We start from the raw sequence: 26,125 nt of genomic DNA, 5'->3' as shown, positions 1-26,125 counted from the left end.
TGTGCGGCGCGGGAGCCTTGGTGCTCCCGCTGTCCGTATGGGCTCAGCAGCCGGTCGTGGATGACCTTACCGGTCAATCCTCCGGCGGTTTCTACAGTCAGACGCAGGCCCGCGAAAGCGGCGGCGGCACCCTGACGATCCTCAACGAATTGCAGAACAACCGCCAGCAGATCCAGGAGCTGGCGGCCAGGTCGAGGAGCTGCGCTATCAGCTCGAGCAACTGAAGCAACAGACTCAGCAGCAGTATCTCGATCTCGATGACCGCCTCTCGGGTAGCGGGAGCGGCAGTGGTAGTGACATGTCAGGCAGCAGCGTCGATAGCGGCGCGGCGAGCCAGGTTGCCGGAAATAGTGGGACCGGAAATAGCGGGACCGCAGGCAGTGGTGCTGGAGACAGCAGTACCGGCTCGGCCACCGCTGACAGCGACGCCAGCGCTCCGGCTTCGAGTGGTAGCGGCGATGGGCGTGATGCCTATCAGGCCGCCTTCCAGCAAGTACAGGCGCGTCAGTTCGATGCCGCCATCAGTTCGTTCAAACGCTTCATCGCCGACTATCCGCAGTCGAGCCTGATTCCCAACGCCCACTATTGGCTTGGCGAACTCTATTCAGCGCAGTCGCAGCTCGACGCTGCCGCAACGGCCTTCAACACCGTCATCGACGACTATCCGCAGAGCAGCAAGGTACCCGATGCGCTCTACAAGCTGGGTCTGTTGAAGGCGCGCCAGGGCGATACCACGGGCAGCCGTGAACTGCTCAAGCGCGTGCAGAGCGACTATCCCAAGAGTAGCGCCGCGCAGATGGCAGGAGATTTTCTCAACCAGCTGGGCAACTGATGTAGATTCACGCCGGCCAGAGGCGCGAGTCAGCCGGGCCTAGGGTCGGCGACTCGGTAACTTGCCGCCCCCGCGCGCCTCGGCGTCAGCGAGGGCGATCGCCTATCACCCGAACCAGGAGGAGCTGAAGCATGCCTTGTCATAGTGACTATCAGGCGCCCTCGGATCTGCTCGCGGGAAAAGTGATTCTGGTCACCGGGGCGAGCGCCGGCATCGGGCGGGCGGCGGCCATGGCCTATGCCAGGCACGGTGCCACCGTGGTGCTGCTCGGGCGTAGCCTGAGCCGGCTGGAAACGGTGTATGACGCCATCGAGGCAGCCAAGGCGCCACAGCCAGCGATCTTCCCGCTCAATCTCGAGAGTGCCACGGCGCAGGATTTCGGGGTGGTCGCGGCCAAGCTCGAGCAGGCTTTCGGACGGCTCGACGGCCTGTTGCACAATGCCAGCCTGCTGGGGGAGCGCAAGTCGGTCGCCGACTCCGATCTCGAGGTGTGGGCACAGGTGATGCAGGTCAACTTCACCGCCAGTCTCGGTTTGACCCAGGCCTTGTTGCCGCTGCTTGAAGCGTCCACCGACGCCTCGGTGGTGTTCACCTCTTCCAGCGTGGGGCGACGCGGGCGCGCCGAGTGGGGTGCCTACTCGACGTCCAAGTTCGCCACCGAGGGCCTGATGCAGATTCTCGCCGACGAGTATCGTGACTCGGCGCTACGCTTCAACTCGATCAACCCCGGCGGTACGCGCACCGCCATGCGCCGTGCGGCCTACCCCCAGGAAGATCCGCAGCGCGTGCCCACGCCGGAGTCGATCATGCCCACCTATCTCTGGTTGATGGGGCGTGAGAGTCGCGGCACCACGGGTGAAGCCTTCGATGCCCAGCCGCCGCGGCAGTGAGCCGCGGCGCTGTTCTGATGCGTCGTCACGCCGGGCGTTCAGCCCGGTCATGCTTGATCAAACACTCACGCTGGCCACAGCCGCACCAGCACCTTGCCCGAGGTCTGGGCATCCTTGGCGATAGTGAACGCCTCGACCGCGTCATCGGCGGCGAGTTCATGCGTGATCACCTGATCGAAGCGCGCATCCCGGTCGAGCAGCTCGATCGCTTCGTCGACCTCGTCATTGAAGCGGAAGCAGCCCCGCAGCTGAATCTCCTTGGAGATCAGCGTCGCCAGCTCCAGCGGCTGAGAACCGGCGCCCATCATGCCGATCTGGGCGATCACCCCGGCACGCCGCACGGCGCGGATGGCGACATCGATCGACGCGGGTACGCCCGAGCACTCCAGCGCCACATCGAATGCCTCAGCCGCGGGCTCCGCCTCGCCGATGCGTACGGTGGCGTGCACGCCGAGCGCCCGTGCCCGCGCCAGCGGCCCCTCGAACACGTCGGTGGCGGTCACCTCGCGTGCGCCCTTGGCCAGCGCCGCGGCGGCCACCAGCAGGCCGATCGGCCCCGAGCCGCAGACCAGCACGCGCTTGCCCTCGACGCCGCCGGCGATACGGATGCCGTGCAGTGCCACCGCCAGCGGCTCGGTCAGTGCCGCACGCTTGAGTGGCAGCGTTGCCGGCAAGGGGCGGATCATGCTGCGCTTGACCACCAGATACTCGCTCATGCCGCCCTGGGTGTGCGGCGTGGTCGAGGCCGATCCCAGATAACCACCGCGTGGCCACAGATGCGGGTGTTGCTCCAGCCCGGGCTGGCACTCGCCGAACGTGGCTGGATGAAAGGTCACCGGGGTCCCCGTGGCCAGCGCTCCGCGGGGATCTAGATCCACCGTGCCGGAGAGTTCGTGCCCCGGAATCAGCGGCTCACGCACCACGAAGGCGCCATTGGCACCCTCGTGGTAGTAGTGCAGGTCGGAGCCGCAGATGCCGCCCCAGGCGATACGCACGCGTACTTCGTCGTCACCCGGTTCTGGGGTGTTCCAGGTCTGTGCGCGCAGATCCTGCTTGCCGTGTATCACCAGCGCTTTCATGCCCTTGTCGCTCCTGTATGACGCCGCCGCCCCGGTGCGATGTCCGGCATCGGCGGTGATGAATGAATCGAGCCTTCGACTTTCAGGTTGTCTACGACTAGCCCATCGGTGTCAGACGGTCGAGTATCAGACGCTCGATTATGAGACCACCGAAGGTCAGGCCATCGAGGTTCAGGCCATCGAGGTTCAGGCTATCGAGAGTCAGACCACGGAGGTCATGCCGCCGTCGACGAAGATGTTCTGGCCCGAGACGAAGGCCGAGGCGTCCGAGCAGAGATAGACCAGGGTACCCACCAGCTCTTCGACGTTGCCCCAGCGCTGGGCCGGGGTGCGCGACTCCACCCAGCTGTTGAAGGCTTCGTCCTGCCACAGGGCCGTGTTCATGTCGGTCTTGAAGTAGCCCGGCGAGATGCAGTTGACCTGGATATCGAAGCGCGCGAGGTCGGCGGCCATGCCCTTGGTCAGCATCACCACACCGCCCTTGGAGGCGGCATAGGGGGCGATGGTCTGACGTGCCAGCTGCGACTGTACCGAACCGATATTGACGATCTTGCCCGACCCGCGCTGCGACATGCGCTCGGCCAGCGCACGCGAGACATAGAAGGCGCTGGAGAGGTTGGTCGCAAGCACCGTATCCCAGTCGGCGGGATCGAACTCGGTGAACGGGGCGCGCCGCTGGAGCCCGGCGTTGTTGACCAGGATATCCGGCGTGCCCAGACGCGCCGTCAGCCCATCCAGCGCCTCGCGAACGGCGGCGCTATCGGTGACATCGAAGGTCACGCTGTCGACGTCGGCACCGGTCTCGGCGCGGATCGCCTCGGCGGCACGCGTCACCGCCTCGGCCTGGCGTCCGTGCACGACCACGCGTGCCCCCTGGCGCGCCAGCCCCTGGGCCAGGGTGAATCCCAGCCCCCGCGACGAGCCGGTTACCAGGGCCAGGCGGCCGCTGATATCGAAAAGCTTCATGCAGTGTCTCCCGATGCGGTGTTTAGCGACATGTACAGACATTCTGTGATCCGCCATCAGACCCGGATTGCGCCCCCGGTTTCAAGCACCGGGAGACGGGCTGCCTGTGACGAGATACCCGAACCAGACCGCGACCAAAGGCGGGGTTACGGATACAGCCTAGCATTGTACAGTCCGCTGAACGACGTTCAGCTCATTGGACAATGGTCGCGCCCACGGCATCCGGACGGAGACCTTGGCGCCGTGCATCTAAGACCGCTGACCGAAGCCTGCGAACGGACACGATATGAGGAGCGAGCCATGCAGCAGACACCAGCGCCGGCGGCGGGGCGCCACGCAAACCCATCGGCGAGCCACAAGCTGAGAGTGGCGGTGGCCACGCCGTTGAGCGAGACGCTTTGCGCCATGATCGAAGCCCGCGAGCCGCGTCTTGAGCTGATCCGTGATCAGGCGCTGTTGCCGCCCATGCGTCATCCCGCGGATTTCGCTGGTGATCCCAGCTTCCAGCGCAGCGCCGAGGCGCAGGCGCGCTTCGAGGCGCTGCTCGCCGATGCCGAGGTGCTCTACGGCATTCCCGATCTCGACCCGGCGGCACTGGCGCGTGCTGTCGCGGCCAATCCGCGCCTGCGCTGGGTTCATCTGATGGCCGCAGGTGGCGGTGGCCAGGTCAAGGCGGCGCAACTCTCCCGCGAGCAGCTCGAGCGGGTCGCGTTCACTACCTCAGCAGGGGTGCACGGCGGGCCGCTGGCCGAGTACGCGCTGTTTGGCGTGCTCGCCGGCGCCAAGCAGTTGCCAAGGGTCCAGGCTCAGCAGCGCGCGCACCACTGGAGCGGGCGCTGGGCGATGGGGCAGGTCAGCGAACAGACCGTGTTGCTGCTGGGGCTCGGTGGGATCGGCCGCGAGGTGGCGCGCAAGCTCTCGCTGCTGGGTGCGCGGGTGATCGGCGTCTCACGCCACGGCCGGGCGGTAGAGCACGTCGACGAGATCGTGGCGCCGGAAGCGCTGCACGCGGCAGCGGCACGCGCCGATGCCGTGGTCTGTTCGCTACCGGGGACTGCCGCCACCGAAGGGCTGGTGAATGCGGATTTCCTCGCCGCGTTGCCCCCGGGCGCCACCTTCGTCAACGTCGGCCGCGGCACAGTGGTCGACGAGCCGGCGCTGATCGAGGCCCTGCGCACCGAGCATCTAGGCCTGGCGGTGCTGGATGTCACTGCCAGCGAACCGCTGGCCGCCGACTCGCCGCTATGGGATCTGCCCAATGTGCTGCTGACTCCGCATACCGCCGCGCTCAACGCCGCCGAGGATCGCCTGATCGCCGAGCTGTTCGTCGACAACGCCCGGCGCTATCTCGACGGCGAGCCGCTGCGCAACCGCGTCGATACGGTGGAGTTTTACTGATGGCGGGGGAGGCCGAGCGCAGCCCGGCGGTGACCCGGTCGATCCGCGTGCTGACGCTGTTGGAGCAGGCGGGTGACACCGCGCTGGGGGTCAGCGAGATGGCGCGGCAGCTGTCGGTTGGCGCGTTCGTCGCTGTTCAACATCTGTCTGGCGCTGGAGGCCGAGGGGTTGATCGCGCGCAGCGCCGGGGGCTACCGCCTGGGACGGCGCCTGGTCGAGCTGGGTGGGGCCTATCTACGCGGCGTCGACCCGGTCCAGGCGTTCTATCAGGCGTGCAACGAGACCCCACTGCTGCACGACGAGATCTGCCAGCTGGCAGTGCTCGACGGCACCGAGGTGCTCTATCTGGCCGCCCATGCCGGGCGCATGCCACTGCGCATGACCGCGAGCATCGGCAGCCGTTTCCCGGCCTCGATCACTGCGGTGGGCAACGCGCTACTGGCGCGCCTCGACGATGCCGAGATTCGGCGGCGCTTCGCCGACCCCGCGACCCGCCCGAGCTGGACCGAGCGCTCGGTCACCGAGCTCGACGCGCTGGTGGCCAAGATCGCCCGGGTCCGCGAACGCGGCTATGGACGTGACCTGGGTGAGGTCTTTCCCGGGGTACGCGGGCTGGCGCTGGTGGTCGCGCCGCAGTACAGCGGCGAGCAGGCCTATGCGCTGGGCACCTCACTGATGGAGGAGCGCTGTGACGACGCGCTGGAGGCGGACGCCGTGGCGGCGCTCGATGCGATGGCGCGGCGTATCGCCAACCCCATGAACCTGGCCGCCGACCTCCATGATACGGCCATGCGCGATGCCCGTGATGCCGGGCGCTGAACATCCACTGATCGAGGAGTGAACGAGATGTCATCTGCCATCGATGACGCCTCCGTCGAGAGGCCGAATGACACTGCGGCGGCCAGCTTGAGCGCGTCTTTGCCGATCCCGGCAAGCGCCGGGTCGGCATGATTGGCCTCGGCAACATGGGCATGCCCATGGCGCGCAATCTGCTGGCCGGGGGTGGCGGCGCAGGTGAGCGTGTATGGACGCTCGCCCGATAAACTGGCGCCACTGATCAGCGCCGGAGCCCAACTGGCAGAGACGCCGCGGGCGCTGGCTGCCGCCAGCGACGTGCTGATCACGGTACTGCCCGATCTCGATCCGCTGCGCGAGCTGCTGTGGGGCGAACAGGGCATCGTTGCCGGTGTCGGCGAGGCGCTGCTGATCGTGGTCTGCTCCACCTCGTCGCCCCAGGGCGTGCGCGAGCTGGCCGCTGAGCTCGAGCAGGCGAGCGCGGGGCGCATCCGGCTGCTCGATGCGCCGCTCTCCGGGGGTACCGACGGCGCCGACGCCGGGCGGCTGTCGATCATGGTCGGCGGCGAGGTCCTGGCCTTCGAGGCCGCGCGGCCGCTGCTGGCGTGCATGGGCAATCCCTTGCACCTGGGCCCGCTGGGGGCGGGCGAGGTGGCCAAGGCGTGCAACCAGATGGTGGTGGCCTCGACCATGGTGGCGCTGTCGGAGGCGACGGTGATCGCCGAGCGCGCCGGGCTCGACGTCGCGTCTTTGCTCGAGTGTCTGGGCGGCGGCTATGCCGGCGGGCGCCTGCTGGAAGCGCGCAAGCAGCGCCTGATCGACAAGGACTACACCCCCACGGGCGTGGCCCGCTACATGATCAAGGATCTCGCCTTCGCCCGCGACGAAGCGGCCCGCGGTGGAGTGGTGACGCCACAGCTGGCAACGCTTTCGCGCCTGTTCGACGACCTCGGCGCGCGCGGTCTGGGGGATCAGGATCTGTGCGTCCCCAGCGCTACATCGATGAACTGGATCGCTTGCCCTGAACGCGAGCGCCGCGCCCGGGCGCGGCGGGAGGAGCCGAGATGACGACACTGAAGGCGTTCTGGCGCGGTATCGAATGGATCATCGCGCTGTTGATGTTACTCACCATGGTGCTGGTCTTCGTCAACGTCGTGCTGCGCTACGGCTTCTCCTCAGGGTTGCGCTCGGGGATCGAGCTGTCGCGGTTGGGCTTCGTCTGGATCGTGATGCTCGGCGCCTCGCTGTGCCTCAAGGAGGGCGAGCATCTGGCGGTGTCCGAACTGTTCGATCGTCTGCCGCGGGGGCTGCGTAGGGTCGTCGGGCGGCTCGCGTGGCTGGCGATCCTGGTCGCCTCACTGATGCTGCTGGTCGGCTGCTGGCGCCAGACGCTGGCCAACTGGCACAACATATCGCCGCTCACCGGGCTACCTACGGCGCTGTTCTATCTCGCTGGCGTGGTTTCAGGGGCGCTGATGAGTGTGACCGCGGCCCTCGGCGCCGTACTGCCCGGCGCGCCTGGTGCGACTGGCGGGCCTGAGACATCTCATCACGCCGACGCAGCCGAGGAGACACGACCATGACTCTGGGACTCTTCCTGGCGGTGCTGATCGGCACCATCCTGCTGCGCCTGCCGGTGGCATTCGCGCTGCTCGCGGCGGCGGTGGCGCTGATGCTGCACATGGGGCTGTTCAGCGCCGACATCCTGGCCCAGTCGCTGATCAACGGTGTCGACAACTTCGCCCTGCTGGCGATCCCGTTCTTCATGGTCGCCGGCGAGGTGATGGCGGTCGGCGGACTCTCCGACCGTATCGTGCGCCTGGCGATGACGTTGGTCGGCCACTGGCGCGGCGGTCTCGGCTATGTCGCCATTCTCACCTCGCTGCTGCTGGCCGGGCTTTCCGGCTCGGCGGTGGCGGATGCCGCGGCGCTGGTCAGCATCCTTTATCCGATGATGCGCAAGAGCGGCTATCCGGCTTCGCGTTCGGTGGGGCTGCTTGCAGCTGGCGGCATCATCGCCCCGGTCATCCCGCCGTCGCTACCGCTGATCATTCTCGGCGTAGCGGGCAACCTGTCGATCGCCAAGCTGTTCATCGGCGGCATCGTGCCGGGGCTGTTCATGGGGCTGGCGCTGATGATCACCTGGCGCGTGATGATGCGCCGCTCGGACCTGGCCCCCCAGCCCCGCGCCAGTCGCGGCGAGCGTCTCAAGGCGCTGCGCGAGAGCGTGTGGGCGCTGCTGCTGCCGCTGATCATCATCGTCGGCATTCGCTTCGGCGTGTTCACCCCGACCGAAGCCGCGGTGGTCGCCGCGGTCTACGCCATCCTGGTCTCGGCACTGGTCTACCGCGAGCTGAGCCCGCGCAAGCTGCTCGGCGTGCTGATCCGGGCCGGGCGCTCCACCGCGCTGGTGATGTTCCTGGTAGGCGCGGCGATGGCCGCCTCCTGGGTGATCACCATCGCCCAGCTGCCGCAACAGCTTGCCGCCATGCTCGGGCCGCTGGTCGAGCATCCGATCCTGCTGATGGCGGCGATCATGCTGGTGGTACTGCTGGTGGGCATGGTCATGGATCTGGCTCCGGCGATCCTGATTCTGGTGCCGCTGTTCATGCCGCTGGTGATCCAGGCCGGGATCGATCCGATCTATTTCGGCCTGATGTTCGTGATCAACTGCTGCATCGGCTTGATCACGCCGCCGGTGGGCACCGTGCTCAACGTGGTCTGCGGGGTGGGCAACACCTCGATGAGCGAAGCCGTGCGCGGCGTCTACCCCTTCGTACTGGTGTATATCGGTCTGCTGGCGCTGTTCGTGCTGGTGCCGCAGATCATCACGGTGCCGATGCATTGGCTGATCGGCTAGGCAAGAGCAAGGAGACGATGACAATGAACAAGAAACTGCTGGGCATGGCATCCATGCTGTGCGGTCTGGCGCTGCTGTCGACCACCGCCGCTGCGGCCACCACGCTGCGTTTTGCTCACCCCGCGCCGCAGAGCGACCTGCAGCAGGTGCTGGCCGAAGCTTTCAAGAAGGAGGTCGAGCGCGAGAGCGACGGCGAGCTGCAGGTGCAGATATTTCCCAACGGCCAGCTCGGCAACGATGCCCAGATGATCGACGGCACCCGTTCGGGGATCATCGATATCACCCTGTCGGGGCTCAACAACTTTACCGGTCTGGTGCCGGAAGCGGCGGCTTTTACGCTGCCGTTCATGTTCCCGGACCATGAGGCCGCCTACCGTGCGCTGGATGGCAAGCCGGGGCAGCAGGTGATGGCCAAGCTCGGCGAGTTCGGCCTCGAAGGGCTGGCGTTCCCCGAGAACGGGTTTCGCGAGATGACCAACAACCGTGGCCCGATCCGTGAACCCAAGGATCTTCAGGGTCTGCGCATGCGCGTCAACAACTCCATCGCGCTCAACGACATGTTCGAACTGCTCGGCGCCAACCCGCAGCAGATTCCGGTCAACGAGCTCTACACCGCGCTCGAAACCGGCGTGGTCGACGCCCAGGACCACCCGCTGGGGATCGTGGTGTCGTTCAACTTCAACGAGGTGCAGAAGTATCTATCGCTCACCAATCACGCCTATGCCGCGCTGACCCTGGTGATGAACAAACAGCGCTTCGACGGCCTGACCCCGGCGCAGCAGAAGATCGTGCGCAAGGCGGCAGCGGACGCCACCCGCATGCAGCGGGAGATGAACATCCAGCGCAGCGAATCGATGGTCCGCGAGCTCGAGCAGAAGGGCATGCAGGTGAACCGAGACGTCGATACCGCGGCCTTCCAGCAGGCGGTGAAGCCGGTGTGGGACAAGTTCATCGAAGCGCATGGCGAGGCGATGATCGACGCCATTCGGCAGGCCTCCGGCCAGGCGCAGTCTGGCGCAGAGACCCAGAGCTGAGGTCGGCCCGCGGGGTCGGCTCGCGGAGTCGAGGTGAGTGCCGAACACCGGCTTCCCGCATCGCGGGTGGCCGGCGTGGCGCTATCTAGCGCCGCCGCGCGGCTCGATCTCGACGACCAACTACACCTCGACGAGCGCGGCGGCCAGCGCCGAGCCGCTCTCGAACCAGCGATCCGTCGGCCAGTCGGCGATGGGTTCGTCCTCGGGGATATAGCCGTAGCGCACGGCAACCGCGGTCATGCCGGCACGGCGGGCCGCTTCCATATCGCGCCGATGATCGCCGATATACCAGCAATCCGCCGGGGCGACGCCCAGCTCGCGGGCCGCGAACCACAGCGGCTCCGGGTCGGGCTTGCGCACCGGCAGGTCGTCGGCGCACACCAGTACGCCTGGGCTCAGCGCCAACACTTCCACCAGCGGCGCGGCATAGCGGCGCGGCTTGTTGGTGACGATCCCCCAAGGGCGCCCGGCTTGCTGCCACGCTTTAAGCAGCGGCGTCAGCCCTTCGAACACGCGGCTGTGCTCGGCGACCGCTTCACCGTAGCGTGCGAGCAGGTAGTCGCGCGCCGCGGCGTGATCGGGGTGCTCCAGCCCCAGCCCCAGGGCCAAGGTCACCAGCGCGCTGCCGCCGTTGGAGACCTGGGCGCGCAGGGTGTCATAGGGCAGGGGAGGCAGGCCGTGGTGCTGGCGCAGACGGTTGGTCGCCGCCGCCAGATCCGGCGCGGTATCGACCAGCGTACCGTCGAGATCGAACAGCAGGCCGGCGGGCAGTGCCGGCTGGCTCATGCCGGCGTCTCCGCGCTGTGCGGTTCGTCGCTTTCGCCGCCGCCCCACTGGGGTGTGACGTGGACCATGTAGTTGACCGACACGTCGTGCGGGTCGAGGCGGTAGTGGCGGGTGAAGGGGTTGTAGGTGAGCCCGGTCTGGTCGCGCAGGCGCAGCCCATGCTCGCGGCACCAGGCCGAGAGCTCGGAGGGACGGATCAACTTATGGTAGTCATGGGTGCCTCGCGGCAGCAGCCTGAGCACGTATTCGGCGCCGATGATCGCGAAGACGTAGGACTTGGGATTGCGGTTGATGGTCGAGAAAAAGAGATGGCCGCCGGGCTTCACCAGCTTGGCGCAGGCTTCCACCACGGCGCCCGGATCGGGCACGTGCTCGAGCATTTCGAGGCAGGTGACGACGTCGAACTCGCCCGGATGGGCCTCGGCCATCGACTCCACGCTCGCGTGGCGGTAGTCGACCTCGACCCCGGACTCCTGCTGGTGCAAGCGGGCCACCGCCAGCGGCGCTTCGCCGAGATCGATACCGACGACATCGGCACCGCGCTGGGCCATGGCCTCGCTGAGAATGCCGCCGCCGCAGCCGACGTCCAGCACGCGCTTGCCGGCCAGTGCCACGTGGCGATCGATGAAGCCCAGACGCAGCGGGTTGATATCGTGCAGCGGCTTGAAGTCGCCTTCTCGATCCCACCACCGGCTCGCCAGCGCGTCGAACTTGGCGATTTCGGCGTGATCGACGTTGTCGTGTTGCGATTGTGCCATGCAGAGATTCCTTGCACTCGAGAGACTGACAGTGCCCCGGGCCGGGGCAGCATGGGCGTCGCCGCCATCCTGGCGGCGGCGCCTGGCGAATTGGAGGCATAGTCTACTATGGACGCAGACGTTGCTGGGCGCCATGCGGGGATAAAACCCCGGGGACGCCCGCCAGGGAGACGCTGTTACGCGACATCGGGTGTCGACATTCTGCGACTGTGCTTTCGGCGCCTGCGCCGTTAAGCTACGGCGACAGGGGTCAGACGACCCGATAGCGATTGTCACGCTTTTGCACGCGGCGCGAAGCAAGGGTTCGTACGAACTATCACCCCCAGGAAGGGAAGGAATAACACGATGATTCGCAAGGCTGTATTGCCCGTTGCCGGCTTCGGCACCCGCTGCCTGCCGGCGTCCAAGGCGATCCCCAAGGAGATGATCACCATCGTCGACAAGCCGGTGATCCAGTACGTGGTGAGCGAGGCGGTCAAGGCGGGGATCAAGGAGATCGTACTCGTCACCCACTCGTCCAAGAGCGCCATCGAGAACCACTTCGACAAGCATTTCGAGCTCGAGACCCAGCTCGAGGCCAAGGGCAAGCAGGCGCTGCTCGACGAGCTGCGCAACATCATCCCGACGACGTCAACATCATCAGCGTGCGCCAGCCGGAAGCCCTCGGCCTGGGCCACGCCATCCTGTGCGCCCGCCCGGTGGTTGGCGACGAGCCTTTCGCGGTGCTGCTGCCGGACGTGCTGATCGACGACGACAATGCGCCGCAGAACGATCTCGCCGGGATGATCGCGGCCTATGAGGCGAGCGGCAAGGCGCAGATCATGGTCGAAACCGTGCCCCATGAGCTGACCTACAAGTACGGCATCGTCGCGCTCGAAGGCGACGAACCGGCCGCCGGGCAGAGCGCGCCGCTGACCGGCGTGGTCGAGAAGCCCAAGGTCGAGGAGGCGCCGTCGACGCTGGCGGTGATCGGGCGCTATCTGCTACCCGGCGAGATCTTCCCGCTGCTGGCCGAGACCCGGCCGGGTGCCGGCAACGAGATCCAGTTGACCGATGCCATCGAGGCGCTGCGCCGTGAATCCGGTGCCGAGGCCTACCGCATGCAGGGCCAGACCTACGACTGCGGCAGTCAGCTGGGCTATCTGGAAGCCACCCTGGCGCTGGGGCGCAAGCACCCGACGCTGGGCGAGGGGTTCCGCGAATTGGTCAAGCAATACGCAGCCGAGGAGTAACGCCATGCGGGTGGTCGTACACGGTAGCGAACTGGCAGCGGCCACCGCCGCTGCGGCACTCTGCTCGGTAGGGCACCAGGTGACCTGGATGCCCCACGCCGACTTTCCCTGGGAGAGTCTCTCCCGGGCGGACTGGCTGATCAGCGAGCCGGGCCTGAAGGATCAGATTCTCGCCGGCGAAGCCTCGGGGCAGCTCGCCATCGTCGACCGGGTAGGCCCGGAGAGCGATGCCGAGGTGCACTGGCTGGCGCTGTCGCCGGATCAGCGCGAGGCCGCCGAGCGCTATGTCGAGGAGGTGCCGGGGCGGCAGACGACGCCCTTGGTGATCGTCAACAACTCGACCTTCCCCGTGGGGCAGACCGAGAAGCTGGAAGCGCAGCTGGGCCACGCCAGCCAGATCGCCGTGGCGCTGCCGGATCGGCTCGAGGAGGGGCGCGCCTGGGACACCTTCACTCGCCCGGCACACTGGCTGCTGGGTAGCGAGGACGAGTGGGCGACCCAGCAGATTCGTGAGCTGCTGCGCGCCTTCAGCCGGCGCCACGAGGTCTATCAGCTGATGCCGCGCAAGGCCGCCGAGCTGACCAAGCTGGCGATCAACGGCATGCTGGCCACGCGTATCAGCTTCATGAACGAGCTGGCGGGGCTCGCCGACTCCCTCGGGGTCGACGTCGAATACGTGCGCCAGGGCATGGGCGCCGATACCCGTATCGGTTTCGAGTATCTCTATCCCGGCTGCGGTTTCGGCGGCCCCAACTTCTCCCGTGACCTGATGCGGCTGGCCGATGTGCAGCACTCCACCGGACGCGAGTCGCATCTGCTCGAGCACGTGCTCGACATCAACGAGAGCAAGAAGGAGACGCTGTTTCGCAAGCTGTGGAATCACTTCCAGGGCGAGCTGGAAGGGCGCACGATCGCCATCTGGGGCGCGGCCTTCAAGCCGGGCACGGCGCGTATCGACCAGGCTCCGGTGCTGACCATTCTCGAGGCGCTATGGGCCCAGGGCGTCAAGGTCAAGATTCACGACCCGGCCGCGCTCCATGCCCTGGCAGAGCTCTACCCGGGGCATCCGCAGCTCGAACTCGTCGAGGGGGATTTCTACGCCGCCTGCGACGGGGCCGATGCGTTGATGCTGGTCACCGAGTGGAAGTGCTACTGGAACCCGGACTGGCGCCGTCTGCTGCAGGCGCTGAAGACGCCATTGATCCTCGATGGTCGCAATATCTTCGATCCTGCCTATGTGGCCTCGCGCGGTTTCGTCTATCGCGGTATCGGCCGTCGCGCCTGACCACCTCGACCACCGCCGATGGCGGTGGTCTCATTCGACGTATGGCATGGCCTGCGGGCTCACGCACGGTAGATCGAGCAGTAGCGTGAGCGTCTCCCAGTTGAGCCGCGACCACAGCGCCGTGAAGTAGGCGCTGCGGTCGTCGCCGAAGTCGATGCGATAGGCCTCCTCGCACAGGGCAATGGCCAGCAGCGGCTTGATCCCCGATGGCAGTTCGCCTTCAGGTGTCTCCATCAGTGTCAGGGTCTCGTCCGAGGCCAGCCCCAGCCAGCTGAAACCTCCCGGTGCGGACGCGACCACGCGCGCGCTCCAGATCGACGCCAACCGCTCCCAGCCACCGAAGTCATGTGCCACTCGGGCCGTCAATGCCGCCTCGGGGGCCGCCGGGCGCGCCGCCAAACCGTGCCAGAACAGCGTCATCCCCCAGGCCTGGGCGGCCGCCGGGCGCAACTGCGCGGGGCCCTCGCTGGCCAGTGTCGCCAGCGAGCGCGGGTCGTCGGCGGCCAGGGCCGCGTTCAGGGTCGTCAACTGCTGGCGGTGGTAGTGGCTGTAGAGCAGATCGATCTGGGCCCGTGACAGCGCCGGTTCCAACGAGTGGCGCTCGAAGGGTAGTGCGGGGAGTTCGAATCGGACGTCTGGCGTGGCTGTCGTCAGCATGGGGCTCCTGGTCGCGTTGAAGCGTGTGGGTAGGCAGTCATGTGGCCGTGAAATATAGCGAGATGTGGCTGTGAAATAGGGTTGTGAAATAGCATTCCGCGCTGGCTAGCATGCCTGGCGAGCGCTGCCAAGCCTAGGCTTGCAGGGCGCTTTCACGTAACGTGACGCAGTGAGCGCCGAGGTCGCTGCCCAGCGCTCATCCCAGATCTCGAGGAAAATGCTGAATCCATCATGCAGCGTTTCCCAAGTCTGCATCTTCATCGCTAAGGTACACGACGGCAATGCCCCCCAATTCCGACGACCCGCGCACTGCGCAGACGATCGTTCCCGACCGTGGCGACATGAGCGTGCGCCGCGCAGGCTCGCGTGGCAGCCATGCCGCCGGTCCGTCTGCCGGGCGCCGGCCTCCGCGAGTCTGGCCCCTGTGGTGCCTGATACTGTTACTCGGTGGTGCGCTAGCCGCCGGTGGCTGGCAATACTGGCAGGACCGCCACGCCTTCGAGTCACGACTCGCCAAGCTCAACCAGCGCCTCGATGCCACCGGTAATACCCTGGACGCCTCGGGCGAGAGCCTGCGTGGCGAGTTCGACCGCCTGCGCGGTCAGCTCGAAGCCACACGGGCCGCTGTCGGTAGCCTCGAGACCCGGGTCGCTCAGGGGCGTAGCGACGACCTCGAGACGCGCCTGAGCGCGCTGAAGAGCAGTCTGGACGACCAGCAGGGGGTCATCGCGGCGCTGCAGACGTCGCTCTCGGCGCTGGAGAGCACCGCCAAGGATGCCCGGGCGACGCTGGCCACCCGCCTGCAGACACTGAGCGACGCCCAGCAGCAGCAGGCGACACGGCTCGCCGAACAGGGTCAGACCCTGGATGAGAACGCCAAGTCGGACCAGGCGCTGGTGGCGCGAGTGGATACGCTGGCCCAGACTCAGAAGGCGCAGGCCGAGGCACTCGAGGCGGCGCCCGGTGCAGATCTGTCGAAGCGCGTCGATCAATTGCGCACCCAGCTGTCCGACATCGACCAGCGGGTCGACGATGTCGCCGCGCGCAAGGTGCCCTCGGCGCAGTCGCTCGAGCAGCTACGCAGCGCCATTGCGGAACTTCGCCAGGGTCAGACCGCTCTTAGTGCAGGAATCGAATCGCTGCAGTCACGCCTTGCCAATCTGCCCAAGGGGGTCAGCAGCGCGCAGATAAAGACCTTGAACGAGCGCATCGCCTCCCTGGAGGCGAGCCGTGCCCAACTGACGCGGCGCGTCACCGGTCTGATCACCGACGTTTCTCAACTGCAGCGCCGCGGAGGCTGATGCATGCCCCAGCTCAAGGTCCTACGGAAGGGACTGACGCTACTCACCATTGTCACACTCCCCCTTGCAAGTCAGGCCTGGGCGCTGGATGTGGAGGTGAAAGGCATCAGCGGCGCGCCTGCTGACAATATCGTCGATATCCTCTCCGAGCTTTCGCCCGACAGCCAGGCCACCCGCGAGCGCCTCGACGGTGTAGTCCGGCAGCGCGCCGAGCAGGCGTTGCAGGCGTTCGGCTACTATGGCGCGACCCTGGCCACCCACTACCCGGATAAGGACAACGCGCGGGTGGTGATCGACGTCAAGCCCGGCGAGCGCACCCGCATCACCCAGGTCGATGCCGGGCTCGAGGGCGATGCCCGCCAGGACGACGCCTTCACCAAGGCTATGGCGGACAACCCGCTCAAGGTCGGCGATCCGCTGGTGCACTCGCGCTACGATGGCTTCAAGAGTCGGCTCTCGACGCTGGCGCTGGAACGCGGCTATTTCGATGCGCGATTCAGCCAGCAGCGCATCGAAGTGCGCCCGTGGGAGGAGAGTGCTCGCATTTATCTGGAGCTCGACAGCGGCACCCGCTACCGCTTTGGCCACGTGCACTTTCGCGGCAGCCAGATCGAGCCCGAGCGGCTGCGTAACCTAGTGCCGTTCGCCCCTGGCGACCCCTATCTTGCCGGCGATCTCGCTACGCTCAATCAGAATCTCGGCCAGACCGACTGGTTCCGTGGTGTCGCGGTGCGCCCCCGGGTCAACGAGGATACGCCCTCGTTCGCGCCCAGCCTGTGGTGGCAGGAGGCGACCGGACGCGATACCACCGCGGACACCTCCCGCGTGCTCGGCGGCCCGGGGCTGCGCGCCGCGCGCGAGCTGACCGATAGCCAGCCCAAGACAGTACCGGTGGATGTCGAAGTGACTCCGGCCGATCGCCACCAGTTCGAGGTGGGGATCGGTTACGCCACCGACGTGGGCCCGCGCACCCAGTTCTCGTGGACCATGCCGTGGCTCAACCGCTACGGCCACAGCCTGACCAACTCACTCTATCTCTCTTCGCCGGAGCAGCGCTTCTCGGGGGAATACACCATTCCCCTGGCCAACCCGCTGCGCGACAGCTACCACCTGCGCTACGGCCTGGAGAGCGTCGACAACGAGGACACCAAGAGCTTCGAGAGCTCGGTGCAGCTGGCGCGGCACTGGGAGTTCGCCAACGGCTGGAGTCAGGATCTCTACTGGCAGACCACCTACGAAGACTTCACCCAGGCCGATCAGGACGACGCGGTACTGCTGCTCTATCCCGGGATCAGCTGGTCACGCACGCGCAAGCGCAATCCGACCTTCCCCAGTTGGGGGGACCGGCAGCAGCTCACGCTGGAGTGGTCGGACCCCGCCTGGGGCTCGGACGCGCGCTTCGTGCGGACCACCTTCAGCACCCAGTGGATTCGTATGCTGGGCAGCGAGAACCGCTTCCTGTGGCGCCTCGGCGGCGGCGCCATGGCTACCGACACCTTCGACAAGGTGCCGCCATCGCTGCGCTTCTTCGCCGGTGGCGATCAGAGCATCCGCGGCTACGGCTACGAGAGTCTGTCACCGGAGAACGCCGACGGCGAGCTGCTCGGCGGCCAACAGATGCTTACCGGCAGCCTCGAATACCAGCGTCACCTGAGCGGCAACTTCTGGGGCGCGAGCTTCATCGACAGCGGCAACGCCTTCGACGACTGGTGGCCGAACACGCTCAAGACCGGTGCCGGTCTGGGCATCCGCTGGATATCACCCGTGGGGCCGATTCGCTTCGATATCGCCCATCCGTTTGACGACGAGGAGGACTCTTGGCGTCTCCATTTCTCCATCGGACCGGAGTTCTGATTCGGCTCGCGCTCTGGCTGCTACTGTGGCTGCTGGGACTGGTACTGCTGCTCGCGGGCCTGGCGCTGTCATCCTGGGGCTCGCAGTGGCTGTTCGAGCAGGCGCAGTCGCGCGGTTGGGTTCAGGCAACGCGCTTCGAGGGCGCGCCGCTCGACGAGCTGACCATCGACGACCTGGCGCTCGACGCCGGCCCGCTGTCGCTGCGGGTGGCGCACCTGCACCTCGTCTGGGGTGACGACTGCCTGTTGAGAGGGCGGCTGTGCCTCGATGACCTCACAGTTTCCGGTGCGCGTATTCGCCTGGCGGCCAGTGAGACGCAGGCGCCGCCCCCGCCGCAAGAGGACAGCGGTGGGGCGCTGGGGCCGATCGCGGTGCCGCTGCCGATCGAGATCCGTCAGGTACGTCTGAACGATGTGGGGGTCGAACTCGCCGACGGCACCGCGCTGCACTGGGATCACTTCCAGACCGGCGCCAGCCTGCAGGGCAACCGGCTGACGCTGTCGCCGACGACCCTCGCGGGCGTCGATATCACGCTGCCCGACGCCACCAGTAATGGCCTGGACCAGGCGCTGGCGCAGGCCTCGCTGGGCGATGGCGTGATCAGCCCCGCGGCGCTGGCGGCGGCCGAAAGCCTTTACCCGTCGGCAAGCCCGACGCGCGCCGCCATGGCGTCGGCCAATACACCCGGGGCACCCAGCGCACAGACGCCCACGACGGCCAGCACCGAGGTCAATGCGACCGATGCTCCGTCAGCGAAGACGCTGCCTGCGCTCGTGCTGTCGCCGCTGACGCTGGCCGCGGCGGCCAATGTGGCGGCGGCGACGGACACCGCCGATCCGCGGGTCGCGGCAATCGAGGAGCAGCTCCAGGCGCTGCGCCGGCAGTTGCCCGACTTTGCGCTGCCGCTACAGCTGGAGGTGCCCAGCCTGACGATTCGCGACGTCACCCTGAACGGGCCCACGCCCCAGCGGCTCGATCGTTTGACGCTGTCGCTGGCGGCGGTCGATCGCCAGTTGGAGATTCGTCGGCTGACCCTCGAGGCACCGGATGGTCAGGCCGAGCTCAGCGCCCGGGTCGAACTCAGCGGCGATGTGCCGATCGCGCTCGCGTTGCGTAGCCGCCTCACTCGTGCCCCTCTCTATGGTCAGCAGACCACCCTCGACGTCTCCGGCACGCTGGCCGATCTGGATCTGACGCTGCATACCGCGGCGTCGCCGACGCCACGTTGAAGGCGCGGCTGCAAGCCTTCGCGCCGGGGCTGCCCTTTGATCTCGAGTTGCACGGCGAGGACCTGCGCTGGCCGCTCGAGGCGCAGCCCTTTGCCGCGTTCCGTGCGCTCCCCGAAGGGCTCGATGCCACCGCCATCCGCAGCGCCCGCGCCATTGCCGGTGTTGCGCCGCCACCGGCGTCGGCGCCGCAGTATCGGCTCGACAAGCTGGCACTGTCGCTGTCGGGGTCTTTGGCGGCCTACCAGGCAAGGCTCGATCTTGCCGGGCAGGGCCAGGGCCTGCCGCCGGTGACACTGGGCGTGCGTGGCGCGAGGGCGACCTGCAGGCGTTCCACTGGCAGCCGCTCGAGGTCGCCAGCGACGGCGGTGAACTGCGCAGCCAGGGTAGCGTGCGCTGGACGCCGCTGCTCTCCGCCAATCTGAGCCTCGATCTCAGCCGGCTGCCGCTGGAAGCCTTCACTCAGGCCGTCACCGGGCAGCTCAACGGTCAGGCCCGGGCGGCCTTCGCCATGGGCCACGACGGCGGCTGGCAGCTGGCATTGCCGCAGCTCGACATCGACGGCCGCCTGCAGCAGCGCGAGCTGCGCCTGGCGGCGAGCCTCGACGGCAACAGCGACATGGCCTGGCACATTCGCCAACTCGACCTGCGTCAGGGGCGTAACCGGGTGACGGCAACCGGCAGCATCGACCGCGCGCTGAACATCGACGGGCGCATCGATGCCCCCGCGCTGGGGACGATTCTGCCCCAGCTAGCCGGCGCGCTGCGCGGCCAGTTCCAGGGCCGTGGCACGCTCGACAAGCCGAGCGTGACGCTCGATCTCGACGGTAACGGCATTGCCTATGGCGATAACCGGGTGGGGCAGCTGACGCTGAAGGCCAACAGTACCGGCACCGCCAGACCCGCAGTTCGACGTCGACCTGCAAGCGGCGGATATCGCCGCCGCCAACCAGCAGATTCGCCGTCTCGAACTGGGTCTCGGCGGGCGGCTGTCGCAGCATAAGCTGTCGCTCGATGTGACCGGTGGCGACGGCCTGCCGGCATCGCAACTGTCACTACGCCTGCGTGGCGGCCTGGATGACGCGCATCGCCACTATCGTGGCACCCTGGCGTCGTTGTCGACGGCCACCGACTATGGCGATCTCGCGCTGCGTGACGCGCTCGATTTCAGCGCCGATCTCCAGGCCGCCAGTGTGACCCTGGCGCCATTCTGTCTCGATCGCCGCCAGGGCGGCGCGCTCTGTCTGACCGAACGCATGACCGCCTCGGCCGATCAGGGCCGTGCGGCGCTGGCGCTGGACGACATTCCGATGGCGCTGCTCGATGACTTCATGCCCGAGGGCTGGCGAGTCGCCGGCAGCACCGCTGGCAAGCTTATCGCCAGCTGGTCGCGCGGTGGTCAGGCCTGGACCGCCAAGGCCGATATCGACGCCCAGGCTCAGGTCTCCGGGGTCGATGCCCGCGGCGCGCCGTGGCAGGTACCGGCGGCGCGGGTGGCGTTGACCCTGGACGCCGATCAGCGGCGGGCGCGAACCGATGCCACCCTGAACCTTGCGGATGCCGGCCAGGTGCAGCTGCAGGCGCAGATCGATGACCCCGCCGGCGCTGGGCGCCTGCAGGGCCGGCTCGCCGTCGATGATCTGCGTTTCTCGCCCTACCGCCCGCTGGTCGCTGGTATCAGTCAGCTGGAAGGGGCCATCAATGGTGACGTGGCGCTCGGCGGCAGCATCGCCGAGCCGGCGCTGAACGGCAACTTGGTGATCGACGGGGTCAAGGTCAAGGGGGGCGTCTCGCCGGTGGCGGTGACCGATGCCCGGCTGACGCTGGCGCTGGCCGGCCAGTCCTCGACCCTCGACGGCTATGTGCAGAGCGAGGATGGACGCCTGGCGCTGAGCGGCGATGCCGACTGGCAGAATCCCGCCGAGTGGCGTGCCAATGTCAATCTCGATGGGAAGGAGCAGCCGATTCTGGTCGCCATGCCGGCCTACGGCCGCCTGCGCATCGCGCCGGACCTGCAGATCCGTGCCACCCCGCAGCGACTGCAGGTGCGTGGCGATGTCAGCGTACCCTGGGCGCGCCTCGAGATCGGCCAGCTACCGGCCTCGGCGCAGGTACCCAGCAGCGATACCGTGATCATTACCGAGGAGGAGGATCGCCAGCAGCAGGCAGCGGCCGTTGCGCGAGCCAACGACGAGGGGGCGGGCACTGCCCAGGCCCTGGCCGACGCTGGCATGCAGCTCGATATTCGCGTCAAGCTGCACCTGGGGCCGGACATGAAGCTCGAAGCCTACGGGCTGAAGTCCGGACTGCGCGGCGAGCTGGAGATTCGCCAGGGCACCGGGCCGGTGCAGCTCTACGGCGATGTCAATTTGATCGGCGGCACCTATACCTCCTTCGGTCAGGATCTGATCATTCGCCAGGGGCAGGTGATCTTCAGCGGGCCGGCCTCGCAGCCCAACCTGCAGTTCGAGGCGATCCGTAATCCAGAACACCGAAGACGACGTGATCGCTGGCCTGCGGGTGACCGGCCCGGCCTCGGCGCCACGCCTGACCATCTTCTCCGAGCCGGCGATGAGCGAGAGCCGCGCGCTCTCCTACATTCTGCGCGGGCGCGCGCCGGACGACAGCGGCGGCGGTGACGACGCCCTGACTTCGGCGCTGATCGGGCTGTCGCTGTCGCAGACCGGCAGCGCCGTGGGCAAGGTAGGTGAGAGCTTCGGGGTGCAGGATCTGAGCCTCGATGCGTCTGGTTCCGGCGACGATAGCCAGGTCGTGGTCAGCGGCTATGTCTTCGATGACTTGAAGGTGAGCTATGGCGTCGGCATATTCTCTCCCATCGCCGAGCTGACCCTGCGCTACCGCCTGATCCAGAATCTCTATCTGCAGGCGGTATCGGGGGCGGCACAGGCGCTGGATCTCATCTACACCTTCAGTCTGGGCCGCAGCGGCGGCCCCTGAGGATCGCGGCCACGCGCCGGCGCGGATGGGCAGGCTGGACATGCCGCCCATCCGCGACCACCAGGAGACACACCATGTTCAAGCAACGTCCCGCTACGCTCCCCGATGCCAGCCAGGCGCTGCCGGGCCGCGATACGCCGCTGACCATCAGCGGCGTGCACCGCGTCAACGGTGCCTCGATGCTGCCGCCGTTTCCCGCTGGCAGCCAGGAGATCGTGCTGGGTCTCGGCTGCTTCTGGGGCGCCGAGCGGCTGTTCTGGGAACTCGAGGGCGTACTGGTCACGGCGGTGGGCTACGCCGGTGGCGTCACCCCCAACCCGACCTACGACGAGACCTGCACCGGGATGACCGGCCACGCTGAGGTAGTGCGGGTGGTGTTCGACCCCGAGCGGCTGTCACTCGAGCAGCTACTGGCGGTGTTCTGGGAGGCCCACGATCCGACCCAGGGCATGCGCCAGGGCAACGATCTCGGCACCCAGTATCGCTCGGCGATCTATACCCTCGATGCCGATCAGCGCGAGATCGCCGAGGCGAGCCGCGATGACTACGCAGAGGCGCTGGCCGCACGCGGCCTGGGGCCGATCACCACCGAGATCGCCCCGCTGAAGACCTTCTACTATGCCGAGGAGTACCACCAGCAGTATCTGGCCAAGAATCCCAACGGCTACTGCGGGCTGAAAGGCACCGGCGTGACTTGCCCGATCTCCGCCTGAGGCACTTCTATACCCGAGGTCGATCAAGCACCGACCAACACCTACCCATGCACGGGGCCGGTTCGACCGGCCCCGCTTGGTGATGCGCGACTCTCTCCGCACTCATCTCTCTGCACTTCTCTGCGCTACGTTCACGCCTCGCGCTGCTCAGCGATCCTCCAGCGCCGAATGCGGTGCTGTCCGCATCGTTGTTTCCCGCTGCGGTATCCACGCCAGTAGCTGCTGGCCCACGCGACGCGACAGCCATGAACTGAAGTGCCCGTCACGTCGCTCGACATAGCCTACGTGACCGCCATGGCGCGCCACTTCCACTCGCGTGCTCGCCGAGGGCACGGCAATCCGCGCCAGCAGGTCGCTGGGCATGAAAGGGTCGTCGCTGGCGTGCAGGATCAGCGTGGGCACCTCGATCTCGCCCAGCAGCGGGCCGGCCGAGGCGCGGCGATAGTAGTCGCTGGCCGACGTGAAGCCGTGCAGCGGGGCGGTCACCGCGTCGTCGTAGTCCCAGAAGGTGTGCAGGGCGGCGAGCCGTCTGGATGTCAGCGCCAGCGGGAAAGGGGCGCTGGCCATGCGCATCGCGACCTTGCGCTTGAGCTGGCCCAGCAGATAGCGCTGGTAGAGCCGTGCCGCCCCCTGATCCAGGGCATCGGCGCAGGCGGCCAAATCGAGCGGGGCGTTGATGGCGATCACACCGCGCAGCCCCAGATCATCGCGGCCCTGCTCGGCGACCAGCTTGAGCAGCATGTTGGCCCCCAGCGAGACCCCGGCGGCGACCATCTCCGCATGCGGATAGCGCTGGGCGAGCAGGCCGATGAGCCAGTAGGCGTCAGCGGTATCGCCGGAGTGATAGGCGCGGGGCAGGCGGTTGGGGGCCTCTCCGCAGCCGCGAAAGTGCATCAGCAGGGGCCGAAAGCCGAGCGTGCTCGCTTGGTGGAGCAGTTCACGCGCATAGGGTGAATCGAACGATCCCTCCAGGCCATGGAATAGCAGGAAGATTGGCGCCCGCGGGTCACGCGGGGCCGGTTCCGCCCAGGCCAGCTCGACGAAATCGCCGTCGGGGAGATTGACCACCTCGGTGCGCCGGGCCAGCGCACGTTTGGGCAGCAGGCGCGGCAGCAGGGTCTGTAGATGGCGGTTGCGCAGGGCGGCGGGCGGATCGAAGGCTGCGGGGAAGGCCCACGGCTGTCTGTCAGACGCCATCACCGCGCGTTGTTCGCCGGGGCGGGGGTCAGGTTGGCATGACCCTCGGCGGTGATCAGTACGTTGTCCTCGATGCGAATGCCACCGTGGTCGATGAGCCGGTCGACTCGATCCCAGTCGACCGCCTGGCGCTCGGCACCCTCGCGGAAGGGGGCGAGCAGGAACGGGATGATGTAGAGCCCGGGCTCGATCGTCACCACCATGCCGGGTGCCAGCGTGCGAGTCAGGCGCAGGGCTGGATCTTCTGTCGGTGGCGGCAGCGGTGCGCCGCTGGCGTCGCGCTGACGGCCACCGACATCGTGCACCTGCACGCCGAGACTGTGGCCCAGCCCGTGCGGGCAGAAGGCCCGCGTCAGACCGCTGGCCACCGCGGCTTCGGCGCTCATGCGCAGCACACCCGTGTCGGCCAGCAGCGCCCCCAGGTAGTGATGCATGCGCTGGTGCAGGTCGACGAAGTCGACCCCTGGCGCCAGCTCGGCGATCAGGCGTTGCTGAAATGCAGTGACTCCGTCGATCAGCGGCGCGAACAGCGGGTCGGCATCGAGCGCCGCCCAGGTACGCGTGATGTCGGCGCAGTAGCCAGCGTGGCGGTGCCCGGCATCCACCAGAAGCGAACGCAGAGGGTCCGGAGCCTCGGTGGCGTAGTGCTGGTAGTGCAGGGTACCGGCGTGGGCGTTGATGCCGACGATATTCTGATAGGCCAGTTCGCTTTCGCGCTGACGCGTAGCCGCAAGGTAGGCCAGCTGGATATCCAGCTCGCTGGCGCCGGCGCGAACGCCTCGCGGGCCGCGGTGTGACCGGCCAGGGCGTATCGGTTGGCCAGGCGCAGACAATCGCTCTCGTAGTCGTCCTTGTAGAGCCGCAGCTCATCCAGCGCGTGCAGCAGGCTGGGCGGATTGAGCGTGGCAGTGGCGGGCACCGCATCCGCGGATACGTCGCCGAGCACCGCTACACGAGGTTGGGCGCCGATCAGCGCTGCTGCGGTGGTCGGCTGGGAGAGTGGTGTGGGATCGAGACACTCGGCGCGCACGCCCTGTGGCGGAGGTGTCGGCAGATGCCAGAAATCGGTTGGCGCGTAGTAGAACCAGCGCGGCGTGCTGCCGGGGGCGATCCACAGCCACTCATGCTGGTGGTGCGGGGCACCGGTCCAGTGGACGAAGTGCCCGAAGGCGCTGAAGCTGCTCTCCTGGTCATCGCCATGCTGAGTGCGGGCATGGCCGCTGTAGATCAGCACGGCATCGAAACCGGTGTGTTCGAGCAGCTCGGCGTAGGCTTGCTGCAGGCGGTCGAGGTGAGCCCGGTGGGCGCTATCGCGATCGGTGGAGGTCATCGAGTCCTTCCTGAAGTTGGGCCAGCGTGTCATGGAGTGCCGGGTGGCGGCCATCGTGACGAAAATAGAGACGGATCGACAGCGGCACGTCCCAGCGGCGGTCGCCGGCGCGGGTCAGCTCGCCCTGGGCCAGGGCCTGACGCACGGTGCGGAAGGGCAGCCAGCCCAGGCCATAGCCCTGCAGCACCAGCTCACGGATATTGGAGGTCTGCACGCTCTCGTTGAGGGTGCTCAGATGCACCTCCTGGCGTGAACGGTCCCAGTGTGCCTTGAGCGCGGCAGCGATCAGTCCACTGGCATGATAGGCGATATGCGGCAGCGGGCGGCGCTTGTCGCCGGGCAGGGCGAAACGTGGCATGCCGGCGGCATCGGCGGCGCTCACCGGCACCAGCAGTTCCTCGCCCAGCGTCAGGTAGCGCAGGCCGCTCAGATCCAGGTCCAGCGCCATGCGCCCTTCGGGCCAGTAGCATAGCGCCAGATCCACCTCGCCGCGTTCGAGCGCTTCGACGTAGTCGCCGATCAGCCAACTGGTGGCACGCAGATAGGGTTCGATCCGGGCGTGCAGTGCGTGCTGTTCGAGCCACCCCGGCACGAAGTGGGTGAGCAGGCTCTGCGGTGCCGCCAGTCTGAGGCGCCGGGTGGCGTCGTGATGCAGATGCTGCAAGCGCTCGCGGGTCACCCGCACCCGCTCGGTGATCTGCTTGCACAGCGTCAGGAACTCTTCGCCCGCGGGGGTCAGGCTCAGCGGCATCGTCTGGCGGTTGACCAGGGTCGCGTCCATCGCCTCCTCGAGCAGTTTGATGCGGCGCGAGAAGGTCGGCTGCGTCACGTTCTGCTGTTCGGCAGCCCGGGAGAAGTGGCGGGTTTCGGCCAAGACGATGAAGTCTTCCAGCCAGCGTAGTTCCATGCGGCTCTCGGTGGTGAATCAAACTGTGGTGAATCGAATGGCGGTGAATCGAATTCAAGGGCGTGAC

24 protein-coding genes and 4 pseudogenes are annotated in these 26,125 nt (G+C 67.3%); 19 read left to right on the top strand and 9 right to left on the bottom strand.

All coding sequences use genetic code 11. The features are described 5' to 3' along the window. Positions 1-20 precede the first annotated feature (20 nt). The 3 genes from CN538_RS25580 to CN538_RS17110 all read left to right on the top strand — a co-directional run bounded on the left by CN538_RS25580 (position 21) and on the right by CN538_RS17110 (position 1,722). Positions 21-224: a hypothetical protein gene (locus CN538_RS25580; RefSeq protein ID WP_340638167.1), complete on the top strand. Its 204-nt coding sequence runs from the start codon at positions 21-23 to the stop codon at positions 222-224. 74 nt (positions 225-298) lie between these two features. Further along, positions 299-832, top strand: a complete 534-nt coding sequence (gene ybgF, locus CN538_RS25575; protein WP_340638166.1) for a tol-pal system protein YbgF — start codon at positions 299-301, stop codon at positions 830-832. Positions 833-963: 131 nt separating this feature from the next. Further along, positions 964-1,722, top strand: a complete 759-nt coding sequence (locus tag CN538_RS17110; RefSeq protein ID WP_106420214.1) for a YciK family oxidoreductase — start codon at positions 964-966, stop codon at positions 1,720-1,722. Between the two features lie 65 nt (positions 1,723-1,787). Here CN538_RS17110 and CN538_RS17105 read toward each other — a convergent pair whose 3' ends face one another. Next, complete coding sequence (locus CN538_RS17105; protein ID WP_106420213.1) at positions 1,788-2,801, bottom strand: L-idonate 5-dehydrogenase; 1,014 nt, start codon at positions 2,799-2,801, stop codon at positions 1,788-1,790. Positions 2,802-3,002: 201 nt separating this feature from the next. Further along, positions 3,003-3,767, bottom strand: a complete 765-nt coding sequence (locus CN538_RS17100; protein WP_106420212.1) for a glucose 1-dehydrogenase — start codon at positions 3,765-3,767, stop codon at positions 3,003-3,005. Between the two features lie 300 nt (positions 3,768-4,067). On the opposite strand from CN538_RS17100, the gene CN538_RS17095 reads away from it, so the two are divergent. From CN538_RS17095 to CN538_RS17070, 7 genes and pseudogenes are all read left to right on the top strand, one after another. Next, positions 4,068-5,165 (top strand): D-2-hydroxyacid dehydrogenase, encoded by a 1,098-nt coding sequence (locus CN538_RS17095; RefSeq protein WP_106420211.1) that lies wholly within the window; start codon positions 4,068-4,070, stop codon positions 5,163-5,165. 72 nt (positions 5,166-5,237) lie between these two features. Further along, the gene (locus CN538_RS17090) at positions 5,238-5,984 is read left to right on the top strand and encodes an IclR family transcriptional regulator (RefSeq protein ID WP_129591404.1); all 747 of its coding nucleotides are present in this window, start codon (positions 5,238-5,240) and stop codon (positions 5,982-5,984) included. Between the two features lie 125 nt (positions 5,985-6,109). Further along, a pseudogene (locus CN538_RS26510) lies at positions 6,110-6,208 on the top strand (hypothetical protein); the annotation flags it as partial. After that, the gene (locus tag CN538_RS24645; protein WP_207233548.1) at positions 6,180-7,028 is read left to right on the top strand and encodes an NAD(P)-dependent oxidoreductase; all 849 of its coding nucleotides are present in this window, start codon (positions 6,180-6,182) and stop codon (positions 7,026-7,028) included. The pseudogene CN538_RS26510 and the gene CN538_RS24645, both read left to right, overlap by 29 nt. Continuing rightward, positions 7,025-7,543 (top strand): TRAP transporter small permease, encoded by a 519-nt coding sequence (locus tag CN538_RS17080; protein WP_106420209.1) that lies wholly within the window; start codon positions 7,025-7,027, stop codon positions 7,541-7,543. The genes CN538_RS24645 and CN538_RS17080 overlap by 4 nt, the downstream gene beginning before the upstream one ends. After that, positions 7,540-8,820: a TRAP transporter large permease gene (locus CN538_RS17075; RefSeq protein WP_035473411.1), complete on the top strand. Its 1,281-nt coding sequence runs from the start codon at positions 7,540-7,542 to the stop codon at positions 8,818-8,820. Before CN538_RS17080 ends, CN538_RS17075 begins: the two co-directional genes overlap by 4 nt. Positions 8,821-8,843: 23 nt before the next feature. Continuing rightward, the gene (locus tag CN538_RS17070; protein ID WP_207233547.1) at positions 8,844-9,854 is read left to right on the top strand and encodes a DctP family TRAP transporter solute-binding subunit; all 1,011 of its coding nucleotides are present in this window, start codon (positions 8,844-8,846) and stop codon (positions 9,852-9,854) included. A gap of 120 nt (positions 9,855-9,974) precedes the next feature. Here CN538_RS17070 and CN538_RS17065 read toward each other — a convergent pair whose 3' ends face one another. Beyond that, positions 9,975-10,640 (bottom strand): HAD-IA family hydrolase, encoded by a 666-nt coding sequence (locus tag CN538_RS17065; protein ID WP_106420208.1) that lies wholly within the window; start codon positions 10,638-10,640, stop codon positions 9,975-9,977. Then, complete coding sequence (ubiG, locus tag CN538_RS17060; RefSeq protein ID WP_106420207.1) at positions 10,637-11,398, bottom strand: bifunctional 2-polyprenyl-6-hydroxyphenol methylase/3-demethylubiquinol 3-O-methyltransferase UbiG; 762 nt, start codon at positions 11,396-11,398, stop codon at positions 10,637-10,639. The genes CN538_RS17065 and ubiG overlap by 4 nt, the downstream gene beginning before the upstream one ends. A gap of 345 nt (positions 11,399-11,743) precedes the next feature. Between ubiG and galU the strand changes: the two are divergent. Next, positions 11,744-12,630 (top strand): annotated as a pseudogene (gene galU, locus CN538_RS17055) (UTP--glucose-1-phosphate uridylyltransferase GalU). Between the two features lie 4 nt (positions 12,631-12,634). Further along, the gene (locus tag CN538_RS17050) at positions 12,635-13,915 is read left to right on the top strand and encodes a nucleotide sugar dehydrogenase (RefSeq protein ID WP_106420206.1); all 1,281 of its coding nucleotides are present in this window, start codon (positions 12,635-12,637) and stop codon (positions 13,913-13,915) included. Between the two features lie 30 nt (positions 13,916-13,945). Here CN538_RS17050 and CN538_RS17045 read toward each other — a convergent pair whose 3' ends face one another. Next, positions 13,946-14,572 (bottom strand): superoxide dismutase, encoded by a 627-nt coding sequence (locus CN538_RS17045; RefSeq protein ID WP_106420205.1) that lies wholly within the window; start codon positions 14,570-14,572, stop codon positions 13,946-13,948. A 281-nt stretch (positions 14,573-14,853) separates the two neighbouring features. Here CN538_RS17045 and CN538_RS17040 point away from each other — a divergent pair, with 281 nt between their 5' ends. The 7 genes and pseudogenes from CN538_RS17040 (at position 14,854) to msrA (ending at position 22,624) form a co-directional block, all read left to right on the top strand. Beyond that, positions 14,854-15,873, top strand: a complete 1,020-nt coding sequence (locus CN538_RS17040; RefSeq protein WP_106420204.1) for a hypothetical protein — start codon at positions 14,854-14,856, stop codon at positions 15,871-15,873. A gap of 3 nt (positions 15,874-15,876) precedes the next feature. Beyond that, on the top strand, positions 15,877-17,727 hold the full coding sequence (gene tamA, locus CN538_RS17035; protein ID WP_106420203.1) for an autotransporter assembly complex protein TamA: 1,851 nt from the start codon (positions 15,877-15,879) through the stop codon (positions 17,725-17,727). Then, positions 17,691-18,956: a hypothetical protein gene (locus CN538_RS17030; RefSeq protein WP_106420202.1), complete on the top strand. Its 1,266-nt coding sequence runs from the start codon at positions 17,691-17,693 to the stop codon at positions 18,954-18,956. Before tamA ends, CN538_RS17030 begins: the two co-directional genes overlap by 37 nt. Then, entirely contained in the window at positions 18,953-19,378 is a 426-nt protein-coding gene (locus CN538_RS17025) for a hypothetical protein (RefSeq protein ID WP_106420201.1), read from the top strand. Before CN538_RS17030 ends, CN538_RS17025 begins: the two co-directional genes overlap by 4 nt. Next, positions 19,345-19,956: a hypothetical protein gene (locus CN538_RS20495; protein ID WP_164999451.1), complete on the top strand. Its 612-nt coding sequence runs from the start codon at positions 19,345-19,347 to the stop codon at positions 19,954-19,956. Before CN538_RS17025 ends, CN538_RS20495 begins: the two co-directional genes overlap by 34 nt. A 253-nt stretch (positions 19,957-20,209) precedes the next feature. Continuing rightward, a pseudogene (locus CN538_RS17015) lies at positions 20,210-21,911 on the top strand (translocation/assembly module TamB domain-containing protein). A 74-nt stretch (positions 21,912-21,985) separates the two neighbouring features. Next, complete coding sequence (gene msrA / locus CN538_RS17005) at positions 21,986-22,624, top strand: peptide-methionine (S)-S-oxide reductase MsrA (RefSeq protein WP_106420197.1); 639 nt, start codon at positions 21,986-21,988, stop codon at positions 22,622-22,624. Between the two features lie 147 nt (positions 22,625-22,771). Here msrA and CN538_RS17000 read toward each other — a convergent pair whose 3' ends face one another. From CN538_RS17000 to CN538_RS16990, 4 genes and pseudogenes are all read right to left on the bottom strand, one after another. After that, on the bottom strand, positions 22,772-23,821 hold the full coding sequence (locus CN538_RS17000; protein ID WP_106420196.1) for a hydrolase: 1,050 nt from the start codon (positions 23,819-23,821) through the stop codon (positions 22,772-22,774). Beyond that, the gene (locus CN538_RS25570) at positions 23,821-24,654 is read right to left on the bottom strand and encodes a M24 family metallopeptidase (protein ID WP_340638165.1); all 834 of its coding nucleotides are present in this window, start codon (positions 24,652-24,654) and stop codon (positions 23,821-23,823) included. Before CN538_RS25570 ends, CN538_RS17000 begins: the two co-directional genes overlap by 1 nt. Positions 24,655-24,749: 95 nt before the next feature. Beyond that, positions 24,750-25,151 (bottom strand): annotated as a pseudogene (locus CN538_RS25565) (Xaa-Pro dipeptidase); the annotation flags it as partial. Further along, complete coding sequence (locus tag CN538_RS16990) at positions 25,129-26,058, bottom strand: LysR family transcriptional regulator (protein WP_106420195.1); 930 nt, start codon at positions 26,056-26,058, stop codon at positions 25,129-25,131. The gene CN538_RS16990 and the pseudogene CN538_RS25565, both read right to left, overlap by 23 nt. Between the last annotated feature and the right edge of the window lie 67 nt (positions 26,059-26,125).

Origin of the sequence: Salinicola tamaricis, from assembly GCF_003006155.1 — a bacterium.
In the GTDB taxonomy this organism is placed as follows: Bacteria; Pseudomonadota; Gammaproteobacteria; order Pseudomonadales; family Halomonadaceae; genus Salinicola; species Salinicola tamaricis.
This window is presented reverse-complemented; position numbering and strand designations above follow the sequence as displayed.

Excerpts from the sequence above, each read along its gene's own strand:
- ybgF (WP_340638166.1), top strand. The coding sequence starts at position 299 with ATGTCAGGCAGCAGCGTCGATAGCGGCGCGGCGAGCCAGGTTGCCGGA.
- CN538_RS17110 (WP_106420214.1), top strand. The coding sequence starts at position 964 with ATGCCTTGTCATAGTGACTATCAGGCGCCCTCGGATCTGCTCGCGGGA.
- CN538_RS17105 (WP_106420213.1), bottom strand. The coding sequence starts at position 2,801 with ATGAAAGCGCTGGTGATACACGGCAAGCAGGATCTGCGCGCACAGACC.
- CN538_RS17100 (WP_106420212.1), bottom strand. The coding sequence starts at position 3,767 with ATGAAGCTTTTCGATATCAGCGGCCGCCTGGCCCTGGTAACCGGCTCG.
- CN538_RS17095 (WP_106420211.1), top strand. The coding sequence starts at position 4,068 with ATGCAGCAGACACCAGCGCCGGCGGCGGGGCGCCACGCAAACCCATCG.
- CN538_RS17080 (WP_106420209.1), top strand. The coding sequence starts at position 7,025 with ATGACGACACTGAAGGCGTTCTGGCGCGGTATCGAATGGATCATCGCG.
- CN538_RS17075 (WP_035473411.1), top strand. The coding sequence starts at position 7,540 with ATGACTCTGGGACTCTTCCTGGCGGTGCTGATCGGCACCATCCTGCTG.
- CN538_RS17070 (WP_207233547.1), top strand. The coding sequence starts at position 8,844 with ATGAACAAGAAACTGCTGGGCATGGCATCCATGCTGTGCGGTCTGGCG.
- CN538_RS17065 (WP_106420208.1), bottom strand. The coding sequence starts at position 10,640 with ATGAGCCAGCCGGCACTGCCCGCCGGCCTGCTGTTCGATCTCGACGGT.
- ubiG (WP_106420207.1), bottom strand. The coding sequence starts at position 11,398 with ATGGCACAATCGCAACACGACAACGTCGATCACGCCGAAATCGCCAAG.
- CN538_RS17050 (WP_106420206.1), top strand. The coding sequence starts at position 12,635 with ATGCGGGTGGTCGTACACGGTAGCGAACTGGCAGCGGCCACCGCCGCT.
- CN538_RS17045 (WP_106420205.1), bottom strand. The coding sequence starts at position 14,572 with ATGCTGACGACAGCCACGCCAGACGTCCGATTCGAACTCCCCGCACTA.
- CN538_RS17040 (WP_106420204.1), top strand. The coding sequence starts at position 14,854 with ATGCCCCCCAATTCCGACGACCCGCGCACTGCGCAGACGATCGTTCCC.
- tamA (WP_106420203.1), top strand. The coding sequence starts at position 15,877 with ATGCCCCAGCTCAAGGTCCTACGGAAGGGACTGACGCTACTCACCATT.
- msrA (WP_106420197.1), top strand. The coding sequence starts at position 21,986 with ATGTTCAAGCAACGTCCCGCTACGCTCCCCGATGCCAGCCAGGCGCTG.
- CN538_RS17000 (WP_106420196.1), bottom strand. The coding sequence starts at position 23,821 with ATGGCGTCTGACAGACAGCCGTGGGCCTTCCCCGCAGCCTTCGATCCG.
- CN538_RS16990 (WP_106420195.1), bottom strand. The coding sequence starts at position 26,058 with ATGGAACTACGCTGGCTGGAAGACTTCATCGTCTTGGCCGAAACCCGC.